At 41.8% G+C, this 17,558-nt stretch carries 13 protein-coding genes; all 13 read right to left on the bottom strand.

Features of this window, described 5'->3' with window-relative positions; translation table 11 throughout:
- Positions 1-41 precede the first annotated feature (41 nt).
- The 13 genes from A5877_RS14880 to pflA all read right to left on the bottom strand — a co-directional run bounded on the left by A5877_RS14880 (position 42) and on the right by pflA (position 17,486).
- Positions 42-611: a DUF2179 domain-containing protein gene (locus A5877_RS14880; RefSeq protein ID WP_005236782.1), complete on the bottom strand. Its 570-nt coding sequence runs from the start codon at positions 609-611 to the stop codon at positions 42-44.
- Between the two features lie 362 nt (positions 612-973).
- Complete coding sequence (locus A5877_RS14875) at positions 974-3,973, bottom strand: WxL domain-containing protein (RefSeq protein WP_086317069.1); 3,000 nt, start codon at positions 3,971-3,973, stop codon at positions 974-976.
- Positions 3,974-4,383: 410 nt separating this feature from the next.
- Complete coding sequence (locus tag A5877_RS14870) at positions 4,384-5,145, bottom strand: hypothetical protein (protein WP_035006818.1); 762 nt, start codon at positions 5,143-5,145, stop codon at positions 4,384-4,386.
- Positions 5,146-5,226: 81 nt separating this feature from the next.
- Positions 5,227-7,680, bottom strand: a complete 2,454-nt coding sequence (locus tag A5877_RS14865) for a glycogen/starch/alpha-glucan phosphorylase (RefSeq protein ID WP_086317067.1) — start codon at positions 7,678-7,680, stop codon at positions 5,227-5,229.
- Positions 7,681-7,797: 117 nt separating this feature from the next.
- Positions 7,798-9,231 (bottom strand): glycogen synthase GlgA, encoded by a 1,434-nt coding sequence (glgA, locus tag A5877_RS14860; protein WP_086299592.1) that lies wholly within the window; start codon positions 9,229-9,231, stop codon positions 7,798-7,800.
- Complete coding sequence (gene glgD, locus A5877_RS14855; protein WP_016613233.1) at positions 9,228-10,379, bottom strand: glucose-1-phosphate adenylyltransferase subunit GlgD; 1,152 nt, start codon at positions 10,377-10,379, stop codon at positions 9,228-9,230. The genes glgA and glgD overlap by 4 nt, the downstream gene beginning before the upstream one ends.
- Positions 10,369-11,511, bottom strand: coding sequence for a glucose-1-phosphate adenylyltransferase (locus A5877_RS14850; protein ID WP_016613232.1), 1,143 nt, complete (start codon positions 11,509-11,511; stop codon positions 10,369-10,371). Before A5877_RS14850 ends, glgD begins: the two co-directional genes overlap by 11 nt.
- 42 nt (positions 11,512-11,553) lie before the next feature.
- Positions 11,554-13,488 carry a 1,4-alpha-glucan branching protein GlgB gene (gene glgB, locus A5877_RS14845; protein ID WP_016613231.1) on the bottom strand — a complete coding sequence of 645 codons (1,935 nt, stop codon included), beginning with the start codon at positions 13,486-13,488 and terminating at the stop codon, positions 11,554-11,556.
- Between the two features lie 174 nt (positions 13,489-13,662).
- Complete coding sequence (locus tag A5877_RS14840; protein ID WP_086317066.1) at positions 13,663-14,070, bottom strand: hypothetical protein; 408 nt, start codon at positions 14,068-14,070, stop codon at positions 13,663-13,665.
- 94 nt (positions 14,071-14,164) lie between these two features.
- Positions 14,165-14,611, bottom strand: a complete 447-nt coding sequence (locus A5877_RS14835) for a hypothetical protein (RefSeq protein ID WP_005236794.1) — start codon at positions 14,609-14,611, stop codon at positions 14,165-14,167.
- Between the two features lie 197 nt (positions 14,612-14,808).
- Positions 14,809-15,618 carry a DUF1803 domain-containing protein gene (locus A5877_RS14830; RefSeq protein ID WP_086317064.1) on the bottom strand — a complete coding sequence of 270 codons (810 nt, stop codon included), beginning with the start codon at positions 15,616-15,618 and terminating at the stop codon, positions 14,809-14,811.
- An 88-nt stretch (positions 15,619-15,706) separates the two neighbouring features.
- On the bottom strand, positions 15,707-16,636 hold the full coding sequence (locus tag A5877_RS14825) for a manganese-dependent inorganic pyrophosphatase (RefSeq protein WP_086317062.1): 930 nt from the start codon (positions 16,634-16,636) through the stop codon (positions 15,707-15,709).
- A 94-nt stretch (positions 16,637-16,730) separates the two neighbouring features.
- A complete protein-coding gene (gene pflA / locus A5877_RS14820; RefSeq protein ID WP_008379682.1) occupies positions 16,731-17,486 on the bottom strand; it encodes a pyruvate formate-lyase-activating protein in 756 nt (251 codons plus the stop codon).
- Positions 17,487-17,558 lie beyond the last annotated feature (72 nt).

The following is a 17,558-nucleotide window of genomic DNA, read 5'->3' as shown; positions in this document are numbered from 1 at the left end:
CTGCTATTCTTCTCAAATGAATCACGGCTGACTGAGTTTCTTCAATCAACAGGTGCTTGTTTTTTCAACTTTGCTTCTCGGCGACTGATTTTTTTGGTCCAAAATCCACCTGAGATATACTTGGGTTCATAGCTGATGATAAACGCTCGTTCTTCCACCGCTTTGATGGTTTGATAGAGCTTTTTCTCACTTTTTCTTTGGGAAAGAATCTCTAAAATCAGTCGTGGCCCTTCTAAGCCTTCTCCATAACTTTGTGTAACTCCGTAGCCTTCTTGTCGTAAGATCTTAGGCAAACTTTTTTCCTCATCCGTATTACTAGGTAGGATCACTGTGACCATTGTATAGCCCAGAGCCAGCTTATCTTCGATTTTGATACCAATACTGACTCCTGCAGCATAACCTAATGCATAGAATAAGAGATTCAGCGGGTTATCCAAACGATCCAATACCATAGATAAGCCTAAAATATAGATCGTGATTTCGATCATACTCACTAATGGGGCAATCACGCGATACCCTTTCATTGTCAATAAAAATCGCAGTGTGTTCAATGTAACATAGGCGAGATTGATAAAGAAAATCATCGCCAGCATTTGTAGATCAACTTCCATCTTTGATTCCCCCTTGTTCTTAGCATATCAAAAGGCAAGAGAAAATTAAAATATTTGAGCAGGATTTAATTACTAAAATAGCTAAATAAAATTTATACTGGGGAAGATATAGTGCTTAAGTGATTTCATTGATCACTACCATGTCATGATTTTGCTCATTGGTCCATTGCCTGTGGTTTCACTCTCTTCTATTGATCGAAAAGCATATCCACCAAAGTGGGAAAAGCAGTTTAAACCACCGCTCGTCTGTTTCAGACAAAAAAGAAGTCCAATGGCAACTGGACTTCTTTTTGTCTGAGCAACTTTTACAGTGTTCGATCATATTCACGATTGCAGAACATGCTTACTTGTTTTCCAAGGGGTTATTCGTCAGCACCAGGTACGAAACTCAGCTCCCAATGGATGGTTCCTTGATAACTTGTTGCTTGTGGCCTCGCGCCAATAGGGATTTCCAGCTCGACACTTTTTTGCATGGTATCCTCGTTTCCATAGCGTTGAATCCAAGTTCCCGCCCCTTGCTTTTCATTGGCACGTGCAATCACTTGGTTCTGCGGTCCCAGCTCGATTGCATCAACGTAGTCTGGTGCTTCAGAGGGATTTTCTCTAGAGGTAACCATTTCAATATTCGTCAAATGCACACTCGCTCCTTTTAAGTGGTGCTTAAACGCTTCCGTGCTAACGAACCCTTCCTCTGATAATCGGGCACTCAAGGTCCAGCCATTTGGGAGAAATCGACGATCGGAAACCTGAATATAGTTTGGTCGTTCGGTTGATTCATGATCATCCACTGAAGAAATTCGTTGCGGACGCGCCGGATAGCGGCTTGTCGACGAGCGAATCGGTACTGTACCAAAATCGAATTGTGAAACAAAGTCTATACTGATAAACCCGCGATTTTCTGGTATCAATGGTGGATTTTCAGGTAGAATCGGTTGATCAGGATCAAGGGGATCTTTTGGGTCAACGTCACCAATGGGTTCCACAGTGGTTGATGCTTCTGCCCATTTACCATCAAGAAATGCCTGAGCGGTGACCACCTCACCTTGTGTAAAATACTGGAAAGGTTCTAAATCAGATAGATCAAGTAAATAGTGCCCATTTTCACCCGCTTGTGTGTGAAAGTACTCGCTATTGCCGGCACTATCGACTGGCGTTTCAAGCGTCGGTTCTGGCATCAGCCCCTCTCTTTGAAATCGAAGGTAGCTACCAGGATTGGCGGTTCCCGAAATCGTATAGGCATTAGGTAAGGTTCTATCTTCTGTCAAAGGATCGATGGTCACCGTGATGTCTGGGATTCTCTCAAATAATAGACGTTGTGAACGAGAAGCAAACTGCGAGGCAAACCCTCGACTTGTTTCCTCATTCAGTGAAGATACATTGGTCACATTGGTGTTGGTTCCGGAAATCGCCGCAGTCATGGACAGAATCGGTTGCCACTGAAAATCAGATGGATCTCCTGTATTTCCATGCCGCCACTGGCGAATCGCCTGATTCTTTGCAGTGATTCCTCCCCCTTCAATTAGACCATTTGTGGTGGTCGTTATGGCGCGGGTTCTTTGCAAATTGACACGCTTGGCATCGTCGATCGTCAATCTTGCGGGATTGTTAGCACCGGTAAAGAAAAGTAGCCGTTGGACAGCTTGTGGGCTGTCTGAACGAATATCTAAGGTAGCATCTTTGCCCACGTTGAGATTGCCAGTCGTGCCAGAGAAGTGGAAGATATTTGCGGTTGTATTTTGATTTGTTGCTTCAACCTCTAAGGTGCTGCTGTCTTCTAAGGTGACATGCGTATTGGCACTTAACCAGAAAATATGACTGTACAACGTTCGGTTTGTAGCAGTAACTGACAAGCGACTTTTTTCCATTAAGCGAATATCATGGGGCGTGCCTGATGTGATGACTGCCGGACTGTTGTTTTGTGTATTTAATGCCAATTCCGCACCTTTTCCTAACTCAATGCGTCCATTGCCAGCGACAAAGCGAATATTGGCACCGCCTGCTTCGCCAGCTGAACCGTTGGCATTTAATGATAGTCGGGCATTATTCCCTAGTATGAGACGCGCATTCGTATTATAAAAATCAAGATTTCCTGAGCTGATCGTCGACATTTCGACGTTTGCTCCCTCACGAAGCTCGATTTGGTTGATTTCAAAATTCGCTTGGGTGTTCGAGTGAATCATCCAAGAAGCATTGAAGTCTGATGTATATCTAGGCGTTTGGTGTGAAACCGAATGTCCAGAAAAGCTGGCTCGAGAGTGCAAACCGTAAAACAACTGATTGCCAGTATGGTTGAGATTGTGGTACCGAATGATTGAACGCTGCTGATTTGACATGTTCAAATCATGATATTCAATTGCCCCCCAAAAGTTTCCATGGTAGAGTTCCAAATTTTGCAAGGTAATGTCCCATGGGGAATCAGGATTGACACTGGAATCGCGAAAACAGATCGCTACGGCTCTAAGATCCATCTGAAAGGTGTCGAGACCATCGATGATTAACGTTCTTGAAACTCTCGAGGCATTGATATAAACATAGGCTAATCCGCCATTAGGATTGGCGCTGCTGCTCCAGCCGTCAATTCCCGTAATGCCTAAACGAGGATTATCGTTCGTTTGAAAACTGGCTGTCAAATAAATATAATTGACCGTCGGATCGACCATTGCAGCCATAAATTCGACCCAGTTAGCAACCCCTCTCTTTTTTACGTCGTCGCCTAACAGATATAGATTGCCAGGATCTGACTCTGATTCGTCAGGAATCTGGCTTTCTATTTCCTTCTCTTTTGGTAATTGATCCTCTCTGTCCTCTTGATCGAATTGATCAGTGGAGTCACTCGAATCGGTTAGCGCATCCTCTTGTGTATCCGTAGGGTTTGTCTCCCGTGCTTCCTTTATTTCAAGTATTATCATTGATTCTGCTACTTCAAATGGAAACGTCCCTGCTGTATCAACTACCAATGGAACCAAAAAATCACTTCTAGGGATATCAGTCGTTAGTTTCCAACCATTCTCTTCAGTGGTTGACGTAATTTTGACTCCCTTTGGCAACTCCTCTTCAACAAAAACCGCAGATTGCGGCAACCGGATCGCTATTTCACTAATGGGACGGCCCGTATGAAACGCAACTAGTAACATGTCTCCTACAGTCCCGGCTTTCGTTGATTCATCAAAATAAATGGCAACTTTTCCCTCAGCCTCTTTCTCTCGTATCGGTTCGAATGGGTCACTCGCAACCGTTTCTTCCTCCAGCTGTGCAGCAAAGAAAATGTTTGAAGAAAACACACTCATGGTTGAAAAAAAGTAGAGTCCTCCAAGTAAGCCAATAATGATGGTGAAATATACCTTTCTCTTTTTCTTGTTCATTTGTTGATGCCCCACCTTTCAGCGTATCTTTCACTTGAAATCGATCATGGATCAGTCCTTCCCAAAGAGCAGCTATAACCATCAGGACGCTTGCTTCCTTTTTTCAATTACGGCTGATCAGAAAACCACAATCCTGCCATCGATTTTAAATGACAAAAGAAATCGCCAATTAAAATAACAAACATTATAAATAACGATGGTTTTGATCGTTTCACTTTATTCTATAGCCCACGCTATTGCTTAGTAAAATCAGAATATTCCTCAGTCGGTGAAAAATGTAATTCGACTAAGTATTTTGTGAAATCGGCAGTTTCAGCACACAAAAAAAAACAGCTAGATGTTCGCCATCTAGCTGAAATCATTCATCGTTATGCTCAAAGGACTACTTCTATTAAGAGTAACTGTCTCTACTATTTAGAACGAAAATAGCCATTTGAAGATTCTTCTTGTTGATCGTCTTCAATCATTCCTTTTAATGATCGATCTAAAACGGACCGTTTTTTCTCACCATTTTTTTTATTGTTGGCCCGAAACTCGCTGCGTGTCATCCCAACAGAGGGGTGGCGATTGAATTTTTTGACGGTTGGATCGCTTTCTTCTTTGACTTGATAAGCTGCTGGTTCAGTATCAAATAACAAATAACTTTCTTGTTTTTTTGCCATTGCATCCATCAAATCGTTCGGCGTAATTTCAGGTTTTTGCTCATCTGGAATAATTGATGCAGGAATATATTTAGGCACGAAGTAAGAGCGTCCCGAATATTCTTTTTTCGAAGAAACAGGAACCTCAGCTTTTTCCTTCTTACTAGTCACTTGATAAGAAGAATGGTTCGCTTCTTTGCCAAAAAAATTGGTTTTTCCTGTCGGCATCTGCTCTTTCACCGGACGTTTTCCGTACTGAGGCAAGTTGGCACGGTGATTGGCAAGCTCTTCTTTTTGACGAACATTGTGCCCTCGATCGCGTTGGCTGGACTGCACTTTACGCTGCAAAGATTGATTTTCTTCCTTGTGAGAATGACTCACGGGATCTTTGATTTCGGTTAAAATCCAATCATCTGCTTTACTGAATGCGGGGCGATGCTCGGATTGAAGCTTCACACCGTCTGTATCATCATAAGCAGGAAAACGGAAGTGTTTTCGTTTCACATCTAAATAATTTGCCACTGTACTCATCCTCTTACATGCATTTTTTTCATCATACCACAAATAAAAGAGAATTTCACGAAAGACTGCGCCATTTCAACCGAAGTCGCTTCAATTGTCTCCCCTTGGAGGCACTGACTCCGTCAAGCTTGCCGCATTTGGTTCTTTGATATGGGCAAATAATGGATCGATCTGCCAAATATCTGCTGCATAATTTCGCACCGTTTCATCCGCCGAAAACTTCCCAGCATTCGCAATATTCATTAGACTGATTTTTTGCCAGCGATGAGTATCTTGATAAGCAATATCCACCCGATGCTGTGCATCACAATAGGCGTGGAAATCTCTTAATAAAAAGTACTCATCATTGTATTTCAAAAGTGAATCAAAAATCTCGCGTCCTTCTACTTGGATATTGGGGATTGTCCCGTCAATAAAGGCATTGACTACACGTTGTAGTAGTGGATCTGACTCATAATACGCATAGGCAGAATAATTACGCTGGGCGTAATACTGATACACTTCTTCTTCGGTTAGCCCAAAGATCGCGATGTTTTCATCACCGATTGCATCTCGAATCTCAATATTGGCACCATCTAAAGTGGCGATCGTTACTGCCCCATTTAGCATCAACTTCATATTACTTGTCCCTGAAGCTTCTTTGGAGGCCAATGATATTTGTTCACTGACATCCGCTGCTGGGATAATTTTTTCTGCTAAAGAAACGTTGTAATTTTCTAAAAAAACAACCTTGATTTTATCATTGATGGTTTCATCATGATTGATCAGATTCGCCACTTCATTGATGACTTTAATGATCGATTTTGCGTAGTGATAGCTTGGTGCGGCTTTGGCACCAAAGAGAAAGACTCTTGGATGAAACGCAGCAGTTGGATCGTCTTTGACCTCAAAGTAGAGCCTTAGAATATGCATAAGATTTAGTAATTGTCGTTTGTATGCATGCAGACGCTTGATCTGCACATCAAATATTGCCGTCGGATCTACTGTGATGCCCGTTGCTTTTTGAATGTACTGTGCTAGTGCACGCTTGTTACTCATTTTTGCGTCGGCAATTTGTTGGAGAACAGTTTCGTCCTCATAATAGTTTTTGAGTAGTTGCAGGTCTAATGGATCATTGCGCCAGCTTGTACCGATGGACTGATCCAATACTTTGGCTAACGGTTGATTGGCTAGCTGAAGCCAACGCCGTTGCGCGATGCCGTTGGTCTTATTGTTGAAACGGGCAGGATAAATAAGATAAAAGTCATGGAGTACCACTGATTTTAGTAAATCAGAATGGAGCTTGGCTACGCCATTGACACTGTGGCTGCCGATGATCGCGAGATGCGCCATATGGACTTGATCATCAATAATGATTCGCGTCCGTTCCAGTAAGGCTTGCGGATGGACCCCTTGCATCGTTTCCACAAAACGGCGATCAATTTCTTTGATGATCTGATCCATTCTCGGCAAAACTTCTTCAATCATGCGCACGGGCCATTTTTCTAAGGCTTCCGCCATGATCGTATGGTTCGTATAACTCATGACTTTCACGGTGATCGACCACGCTTGTTCCCAAGCAAGACCTTCTTCATCAACTAAAATGCGCATCAGTTCTGGGACGCAAAGGGCTGGGTGCGTATCATTGATGTGGATCGCTACTCGTTCACTCATCATGGCCAAAGGTAAATTCAATTTTTTATAATAACGGACGATACTTTGGATCCCTGCAGACACAAAAAAGTATTCTTGCATCAGCCGGGTCCGTTTGCCTGTCTCATTGGAATCATCGGGATATAAGACCGCTGTCAGATTTTCCAATGCTTGCCGCGATTCTAGTGTCGCGTAGTGCGCCTCATCTTCGACAGGAACCTCAACACTCCATAAACGCAAGGTATTGAGATGGTGATTTTGGTAGCCAACCATTGCTGTATCATAAGGAACCGCCCGCCAGGTAAAGCCACCTTCATAAACTGGGGCTAATTTCCCGTCCTCTCCGGTAACGAGATAGACATGGCCCCCGAAACGAATAGGCACCGCCTTGCTTTCTTTGCGGACTTCCCAAACATTCCCCGAACGCAACCAGTCATCGGGCAACTCTACTTGATGACCGTCAATAAATTTTTGTTTAAATAATCCGTAGCGATAGCGGATCCCATTGCCATTTCCCGGCAAACCTAAAGAAGCCAATGAATCCATAAAACAAGACGCTAAGCGACCGAGTCCCCCGTTGCCTAAAGCCATGTCTTTTTCCGTCTCTGCAACATCGTCAAGTGAAACCCCTAACTCTTCAAAAACGGCTTCCGCTTGCTCCAACAGCTGCATATTTAACAGATTACTCTTTAACATTTTGCCGGGTAAAAATTCGATTGAAAAATAATACGCTTGTTTCTGATCCTCCAACAAGAGATTTTTTCTGGTCTGACGCCAGTCTTCTGAATACATTTGCTTCACGACATTGGCTAGCGCCTGAAACAATTCCTGCGGTGATGCTTCATCGATCTCTATCGCAAACAGTTCGTGCACGTTGGTTTCTAACAGATCACGCAATCGTTCTTTTGTCATAGGGTTACACTCCTTTATGCTAACCGTTTATAAAAAAGAAGAATTCTTGCCGCCAGAATGGCTAGTCATACAACTAGCCGTTCTGTTGCAGACAAGGATTCTTCTGTCTTAAAACAATCAAACTTTGATATTATTATACAACTCAACATAAAGATCTGAGCTTTGATTCCAGCTAAAATCTTTTTGCATTGCTTGCTTGACTAATGCCGTCCATGTTGTCGGATCCGATTCATATAATTCAATCCCCTGTTTTAAGGCATTCATCAAGTAAAAAGGTGAAAACTCTTGGAAGCCAAAGCCGGTTCCTTGTTTCGTGATCGGATTATAGGAATCCACCGTATCTTTCAAGCCACCGATTTCATGAACGATCGGTAATGTACCATAACGCATCGCGATCATCTGCGATAGTCCACATGGTTCAAAAGCCGAAGGCATCAAGAAGAGATCCGCTGCTGCGTATAACTTTTGCGCCAGTGCAATATCAAAAGAAATCGCGGCAGCACATTTGTCAGGATATTTCTGCGCAAAGTAGCGAAAGCCTTCTTCAAAATCATGTTCGCCAGTCCCTAGTAAGATGAACTGAACATCAAACTGCAAGAGGTTTTCCATTTCTTCAAGAACTAAATGGAACCCCTTTTGAGTGGTCAAACGACTAACAACGGAAATCAGCGGAACCTCTTTACGAGTTGGCAAGCCAAACTGTTCTTGTAGCGCTCGCTTGTTTTTAGCTTTTCCTGATAAATCATCGACACTGAAAGGATAGTCCAAATGAGGATCGGTTTCTGGATCATTCATTTCATAATCAATTCCATTCAAGATACCGCTTAGCTTGCCACTTTCCATGCGTAAAATGACTTCAAGACCACAACCAAACTCAGCTGTTTTGATTTCTTCACTATAGGAAGGACTGACGGTCGTGATGCGGTCCGCATACAAGATTCCTGCTTTCATAAAGTTCAAGCAATCGTTTAAACGCAAGGTTCCATCATCATATCTTTCCGTACCCATCCCAAAAAGATCCGGTAAAATATCGCGACTATACCACCCTTGAAACCCAATGTTATGGATCGTCAAAACGGTGCGTATGTTTTGATACGCTTGGATCCAATGATATTTTTCTTTGATCAAGAACGGAATCATCGCCGTATGGTAATCATTGACATGTACGATGTCTGGAATAAATTCAATGCGTTCCATCATTTCGATCACGGCTAATTGGAAGAAAGCAAAGCGTTCCCCATCATCATAAAAATCATAGAGCCGTTCGCGACCAAAATAGTAGAGATTGTCTATGAAATAATAAGTCACAGCGCCTAGAACTAATTTTTTGATTCCACAATATTGCTTGCGCCAGCCGACCGCCACTTCAAAGGAAAAACAATCTTCCATTTGGTCTTGGTATTCGGCAGGCATTTTCGTGAAATAAGGTAAGACGACAACTGTCTCGACGCCTTTTTTGACCAACTCTTTTGGCAATGCACCTGCAACATCCCCTAACCCGCCTGTTTTAAAAAACGGAGCGCACTCTGCTGCTGTAAACAAAACCTTCATGCGCTTGCTCCTCCGATTACATCTTCTGTCACATGAGAATTCTTCTTAATGACAATCGGCGTTTCTTTGGTTCCCTGCACTTTTACACCTTCTGCGATGGTTACATTTTTATCTAAGATCGCATAAGAGACTTCGGCACCTGCTTTGATTTCGTTATTTCCGAAAATGATCGCGCCTTTGACTTTTGCCTCAGGATGGATTTTCGTACGGCGAGCAACCAGTGACTGCTCGACAGAGCCTTCAACGATGCAACCAGAAGCAAAGTGGCTATTTTTCACCTCAGACGTTTCCGAATAATAGGTTGGTACTTCATTCTTCAATTTGGTATAGATTTTTTGATTCGAATAAAGCAATGAGGTGAATTTATGCACATCTAGCATGTCCATATTTGTTTGATAATAAGAAGAGATATCATAAATGTTACTTAAGTAACCAGTGTACTCATATAGGCCAGTGTTCTCCACAGAGATCATCTCTCGTAAAAATTGACCGAGATCTGCCGTTGCGCCAACTTTTTGCCCTTCTTTAAGAGCCGCGATCAGACGATCCGTTTGAATGATAAAAATATCCGTACACAAGTTGACTAGGGAGCCAACTTCCCCTTTTTTCGCTTGGATCGCTTCTTCTAAGTGTCCTTCACTGTCAACATTAAACAACAAGTCACTTTCAGAAACATTGTCACTGCCGATGCGTTTATACACCACAGTCATTTCATTGCCTTGTAGTTGATGAATTTTCAGCAAAGCGCGCAAATCGATGTTGCATAAGATTTTGCTGCCCATAAATACAGTGTGATCTGATTTCGATTTTTCCAAATAGTCAATGACGTTATAGTAGTACTCTTGCCCTTCGGCTTGCTTTTTCAATGAGTCTTGAAATAAGTGAATAAAGAACCGGTTTTGAACACCGTCCAAGTTCCACTCTTTTCCACCGCCGATATGATCAAAGACCGACTGAGTCTCTCCTTCATTGAAAATCATGTAGACTTGTTTGATGTTGGCATTTTCAATACTTGAAAGATTGAAATCCAGCAAGCGATATTTGCAGTCAAACAACAAGGTCGACAGCGGACGATTCTCCGTTAATGGCATCAAGTCTTGGTATCGCTGTAGGTTCCCTAAAATTGCACACATTTTATTAGTTCTCATCAATCGTCACCCCTAAAATTTCAGAATAGCCGACTACGGCAATTTCGTCTGTTCCATCGATCTCTGCGTCGTCACCAATCACTGCATTTTCCCCAACAATCACTCGATTTAATTTGACATTTCTGCCAATCACCGCTCCAGGCATGATCACGCTATCTTTGATAGTCGAGCCTTCTTTCACTTGCACGTTCTCTGATAAAATACTGTGCTCGATCTCCCCAGCAACATAGCAGCCGTCCATCACAAGCGAATTTTTAGCAGCACCGGTTTCAGTTACAAAGTGCGGCGGTGCGATTGGGTTTTTGGAGAACACTTGCCAGCTTTTATCCCGGATATTCAACTCCATGGCTGGATCAATAAATTCCATGTTGGCTTCCCATAAGGAATCGATCGTTCCTACGTCTTTCCAATAGCCAGAGAAGCGATAGGCAAAAACGTTGTCGCCGCTTTCTAGATAAGAAGGAATGACATGTTTCCCAAAATCGACCATTTCGCCGTCTTTTGTGTAGTTACTCAATAGCATACTGCGTAGACGACTCCAATCAAATATATAGATCCCCATCGAAGCAAGATTGCTTTTTGGTTCGGCTGGTTTTTCATCAAATTCGATGATGCGGTCATTTTTATCAGTATTCATGATTCCGAAACGAGAAGCATCTTTCATCGGAACTTCGAGAACTGCAACCGTCAATGAAGCATCATTTTCTTTGTGTTTTTCCAGCATTTCTTCGTAATCCATTTTGTAGATATGGTCGCCGGACAAAATCAAGACGTATTGCGGGTCCATCTCATCGATATAGGCGATGTTTTGATAGATGGCATGGGCAGTTCCCTCAAACCATTTTTCGCCTTCTGAATTTGAATATGGCTGTAAAATTGTCACACCGGTACTGATTCCATCCAATCCCCAACTGGCGCCATTGCCGATATGATTGTTCAGTGCTAAAGGTTGGTACTGCGTGACTACACCCACATTTTTGATTCCAGAATTGACACAATTACTCAACGTGAAATCGATGATCCGATACCTGCCGCCAAACGGAACTGCTGGCTTGGCAATATTTTTTGTTAGTTTCCCTAAACGAGTCCCTTGTCCTCCTGCGAGGATCATTGCTAACATTTCTGTTTTCATTTTGTTTGGTGATCTACTCACCGTTCCCCCTCTACTCTTTTTTTATGCTTTCTTTACTGCTTTTTTACGAGTCATTTTGATTTTTTCTGGTTTGATAATCAAAGCCCCAAGTGCAGGCAGAATTGTTTTGATTTGATAGTCGTATTGTTTAAAAGGGGCATTACTGGTCTGGCAGTCTTGGTTATTAGCCACCCAAGTTCCACCAAATACATCCCGTTCAGTGTTTAAAATCTCTCGATACGTTCCTTCGTATGGCACGCCGATCGCAAAATCGTGACGCTCCACTGGTGTCAGATTGACAACAACGATCAAGAAATCTTTTTTCGTTTTTCCTTGTCGTAAGAAAGTCAATGTCGTTTCATCTAAGTTGTCTGCATCGATCACCATCAATGAATCTTCTTGATCATCCAATTCCCAAAGGGCTCGTTCTTCTTTGTATAGTTCATTCAAGGTCTGGGTGAAGAACTGCATTTTTGCATTTAATGTGTCGTTTAAATCGACCCATTCAAGCCCATGATCATATTTCCATTCTAAAAACTGTCCCCATTCACTACCCATGAATAACAATTTTTTCCCTGGATGCATCATCATGTACGTATAGAGATTTCGTAGTTGTGAAAACTGTTTGTAGCGGTCCCCCCACATTTTATGCATCAAACTTTTTTTACCATGAACGACTTCATCATGAGAAAGTGGCAAGATATAATTTTCTTGCATCCGATACATGAAAGAGAAAGAAAGCAGATTTAAATGATCTTTACGGAAAATCGGGTCCATTTCATAAAAACGCAGGACATCGTTCATCCAGCCCATATTCCATTTATAATCAAATCCTAACGCGCCTTCTTCGACCATTCCTGTTATTTTGGTTTCAGACGTACTTTCTTCTGCAATCATGACCACTGCTGGATGGGCTAACTTGATAACAGAATTAAGCTTCTGTAAAAAGTAATAGCCTTCAAAGTTGCGATTGCCCCCTTCGTGATTTGGTTCCCATGGACCTTCATCATAATCGCGATAGATCATGTTGGAAACGGCATCTACCCGAATACCATCAATATGATAAAATTCGATCCAGAACAAGGCACTTGAGATCAGAAAGCTTTGGACTTGTGGTTTGCCGAGATCAAAGTTGATCGCACCCCAGCGAACATTTTTGGCACGGTTTTCATCCATGTATTCAAATGTCGGCGTGCCGTCATAATAAGCTAAGCTGTCATCATTGACACAAAAATGTCCTGGTACCCAATCAACAAAGACACCAATATTTTCTAAATGGCATGCCTCTACAAAGTCTTGAAATTCTTCTGGTGTCCCATAATAGGAACTGAGCGCAAAATAACCTGTCAGCTGATAGCCCCACGAGGTACCTAATGGATGTTCCATCAAAGGCATAAATTCAATATGGGTATAACCCATTTTTTTCACATAAGGAATAAGTTCATCTTTTAATTCAGAGAAGCGATAAGGGGTGCCGTCTTCGTGGTGCTTCCACGAGCTGGCATGAACTTCATAAATATTTAGAGGTCGATTAAATGTTTTCTGTCTTTTTTTGCGGCCTTGCCATAGTCCATCCCGCCATTTTTTTTGTGGGATCGAATGCAACACGGCAGCAGTTCCTGGTCGAGCTTCGAAATGGACAGCAAAAGGATCAATCTTCAATACTTCTCGTCCATTTGCTTGTTTGACTTTGTATTTGTAAAGCTGTCCTTCTTTTACTTGGTTGGTCTCAATCTCCCAGACCCCAGATTCTGCCCTTTTATTCATTGGCAAAGTGTCTGTCCATTGGTTGAAATCACCAACCAGCCAAACTTGTTGAGCGTTTGGTGCCCAAACACGAAACACATAGCCATCATCCGCTTGATGGGCTCCTAAGAAATGTTGGACATAAAAATTTTCACCGCTCAGAAAGTCCTTTTCTGCAGTCAGTACCTGTTGTTTGGTAACCACTCTCTCATCAGTCCTCCTTCGACTCATCTTGATCGCTTATTCTTTAACGATCGATCATTGTCCCATTTTTTAATAGAGAAGCATTTGCAACCAAACGATCTCTACTGTTAGCATAGCATAAAATAAAATTCTAGTAACCTAATAACCCTATGATACGAACGAATTATTCAGGACAGAAAAAAACAGCTTGAACGTATCTGTTCAACCTGTTTCAGCTCTACTTTTTAGCTTTTGGAAAATGAAGTATGTGACTACACTTAACTGAAACAAACTTGCCAAAACCAGGATGAAAACAACCATCACCGGAAATGTCTCAGTTAATTCAACATATGCCAGCAGTGTCCCAAATGCAGAAGAGGCGGAGCAAAAACACCAGAATCGAAACCCGTAAAAACTCGTCACTACGGTATAAAGACTAATAATCCCCAATAAGAAAAGCTGAGTAAATCGGTCAAATACCGTATCGGTATAATAAATTTCACCTAACATGACTTGGATCGTACCAAAACTAGTTGGTACTTTATAAAGCGTCAGCAATGCACAGATCAAACTGAATGCACCAATCAAAAGATGACTGCCAGCTAAGCTGATTCGAATGTTTAGTTTCACGCGTCCTTCACAACCTTCAATCTTCGATCCTTTTACGAAAACAACTGCTTCTACAGCCGTTTCCCTTCTTCGCTAGAGCCGAAATCACCTTCAATTATTTTGCTTGCCAAAGCTCTTTTACTTGCCCATCGGTGTAAACTTTATAGGCTTTATTTACTGCCAAGGACTTGTCTGCGTGACCAATTAAGTAATAATTGCCATCACAGTCAAACTCTCCCTCACTCAATAATTTATAACTCGTTAATGGACCATCTGCCATTTTTTTCGCCAAATAACGAAGGGCATTCGCGGGATTCACTAAATAGTTTTGATTCACTAGCCAATCAATAACCACTGAAACGATCGTATTTGCCCCAAATCGTTCCTTTTGCTTTAATGCGAGAATGAGATCTCCATCAGAAAAACGCGTTTCATCGATCCCCGCATTTGTAATTGCTTGCCGTGCCGCTTCTATCTCTGACATTGATACGAATGTAATCATTTCTGCTTTCGTTTTATTCCGTTCCAACTGTTCAAAATCAACCGTTTTATATCCTTCCATTTTTATATCCCCTTTCAACGTTCTAAAACCATCATATCATCAAGAAATCAAATCTCCAAGCAAAACGATCGTTATATTTTAATTTTTATTCATCAAATTATCATTTTAGTGAACAAGAAAAAAAGCTATTAGAATAACATCTAACAGCTTTGTAATATTCAGAAAATTTAAAACAAATAACATAATTATTAGAAATCTCAATTATCATTGAAAAAAAGCGTGTTGTATGAACCTGCTTTTTTCGCTAAGTGAGCGAGCACTGATCGTTGCAAGAAAATATCCTTTTCAGCAGATGGATAACGGCCGTTTTTTAGATTATCACAATTTATTTCTTCCAGCAAGAAATCTAGCTCGGAACTAACGATTTTCAACTGTTGAAGCGATTCTAGAAAAATACTCGGACGCACTTTTTTGTTTTTACGGATACGTTCAAAGATGACACTTACTTGATCTAAGTAATAGACCGGATCGACATCGCCGATCAAATCCATTAGATCGTCATAAACCGATAGATTTTTCAGCTGGCGATTTGCTTCAAAAAAAGCCGGCAGCGTTGGTGGCCATGGCGCTTCTGCGTATGAGATCATCTGAAAACTTTCATGGGCCAAGGAATAAACAATCCCCTGCTCCACCTCCTGCAAACAACCATAGAAGTATTTATTTTCATTACTTAATGTCGCAAAGTTTTTGAGAAAACCAGCGATTTCTTGTGTTGACCAATCAAGGGCATCTTGATAAAAACCGTCACTTTCTTGCAGCTGCTTTTGATCTTCTTCAGTATAAACAGGAAAACCTAAAAAATAGCGTCGATTTTGGCGGATGATCAAAGCTGATGCGATCAGACGGTCAAGGGTTTTATCAAATGACACTTCTGGAAACTTCGCTTTTAGCTCTCGTAGTGTCGGCGGTTCCTGACAGCTTAAAAGCACATGAACCAAATCATGGAATTCAGAAGATGCCAGGATCGGTTGCAACGAACGATAATGGGGACTATAAAAAAATTTCACTGTGTGTACTCCTTATTAAAAAAATCATGAAAAATGCTGGCTTGATCTACCAAAACAGATCTCACCAGCACTCTGACATTTATCCTAATTATCCTTCGAAAACCGCTGTTAATTGAGGAACGATTTGTTTTTTACGAGAAACAACGCCAGGTAAAAAGGCACGATGGTTCGTTAATGTCGTTTCAAACGCTGCTTCTACTGGGGCAATTGGTTCACCAACAACTAATAGCTCAGAATTACTGTCTAAGATATCAGTAGCAACAAGCAAGAACAAATCATAGCCATTTGCTGACATTGATTCTTTCATGGCAGCTTCCAATTCTGCTTGACGGTCAAAGACCTCTTTTAGGTCGACTGTATTGACTTGTCCGATACGGATGTTTTTCCCGCCCATTGGGAAGCTTTTTGCATCAAGATCCAGCAATCCTGCTGCTGATTTCGTTCCAAGATTTGTGCCGGCTTTCAACATATCCAATCCGTATGCTTCCAGTTCAACACCTGCTAAAACCGCTAATTCTTTTGCTGCCGCTACATCTTCATCGGTACATGTTGGCGATTTGAACAACAATGTATCGGAGATGATCGCTGAAAGCATGATTCCTGCGATCGCTTTTGGAATTTCCACTTGATTTTCTTTGTATAACTTCAATACGATCGTACTGGTACAACCAACAGGTTCTGCACGATAATACAACGGATTGGCTGTCTCAAAGTTAGCAATACGGTGATGATCAACCACTGCCAACACTGTAACATCAGCGATATCTGCCGCACTTTGCTGAAACTCATTGTGATCCACCAGCATTACTTCTTGTGTTTCCTTAGTTACTGAATCGATTACACGAGGAGCAGCCAGGCTAAAGGTGTCTAGTGCAAATTGTGTTTCTTCATTCGGTGTACCTAGCGCCACCGCTTCACAGTCTTTCCCAAGTTGATTTTGTAAGTTTGCAAAGGCAATCGCTGCACCAATAGCGTCGGTATCAGGATTTTGGTGACCGAATACTAATATTTTCGACATTTCTTCATCGCTCCTATTTCAATTGATATTCACTTTCTAATCATAGTAAAAAAACAGGAAAGAAGCAATAGCAATCTCTTCTTTCCTGTTTTGATCAACGGGTTAAGTAGCCTTTATAGTCATCTACATGGAGCAAACGTTTGGCATTTTTCACCCGATCTTCGGTTGGTGGTTCGATCCCTTCAAGGGGATATTTCAAGCCTAGCTCATCCCACTTGTATTTCCCCATCGTGTGATAAGGTAAGATCTCAACTTTATCGACATTCTTCAACGTCTTGATAAATTCATCCAAACGGATCAAGAAGTCATCATAATCGCTTCTAAAAGGAACCAGCACATGACGAATCCAGACGGGCTGATTGATCTCTGAAAGATAATTTGCCATATCCAAAATATTATCATTGGATTGGGTGGTCAGCTCTTTATGGGCTTTGTTATCGATATGTTTGATATCAAACAACAGCAAATCAGTCACAGTCATCAACTCTTGAAACTTACTGAAAAAAGGCTCTTCTCGTGTAAATGGTTTTCCGCAAGTGTCCAGTGTTGTGCTGACCCCTTCTGCTTTGGCTTTGCGAAACAGATCGATCAGAAAGTCCATTTGAAGTAACGGTTCCCCACCACTAACGGTGATCCCACCTTTTTGTCCCCAGAATTCGCGATATTTCAACGCCTCTTCTAAGACGTCATCAGTCGTTCGTTCGATACCCGTGCCAATCTTCCAAGTATCTGGATTATGACAAAACTGGCAACGCATGCGGCATCCTTGCATGAATACAATAAAACGGATACCTGGTCCATCTACTGATCCAAAACTTTCTGTTGAATGTACTTGTCCTGTTACTGCCATAATGCTCTTCCTTTCTTCGAAACGACGGATAACCATGCTCCGTCTGATACTCTCAAAACAAGAGGCGGCGGA

The organism is Enterococcus sp. 3C7_DIV0644, assembly GCF_002141235.1.
GTDB lineage: Bacteria > Bacillota > Bacilli > Lactobacillales > Enterococcaceae > Enterococcus_D > Enterococcus_D entomosocium.
The sequence above is the reverse complement of the archived record's forward strand: the minus strand, read 5'-3'. Positions and strand labels throughout refer to the sequence as shown.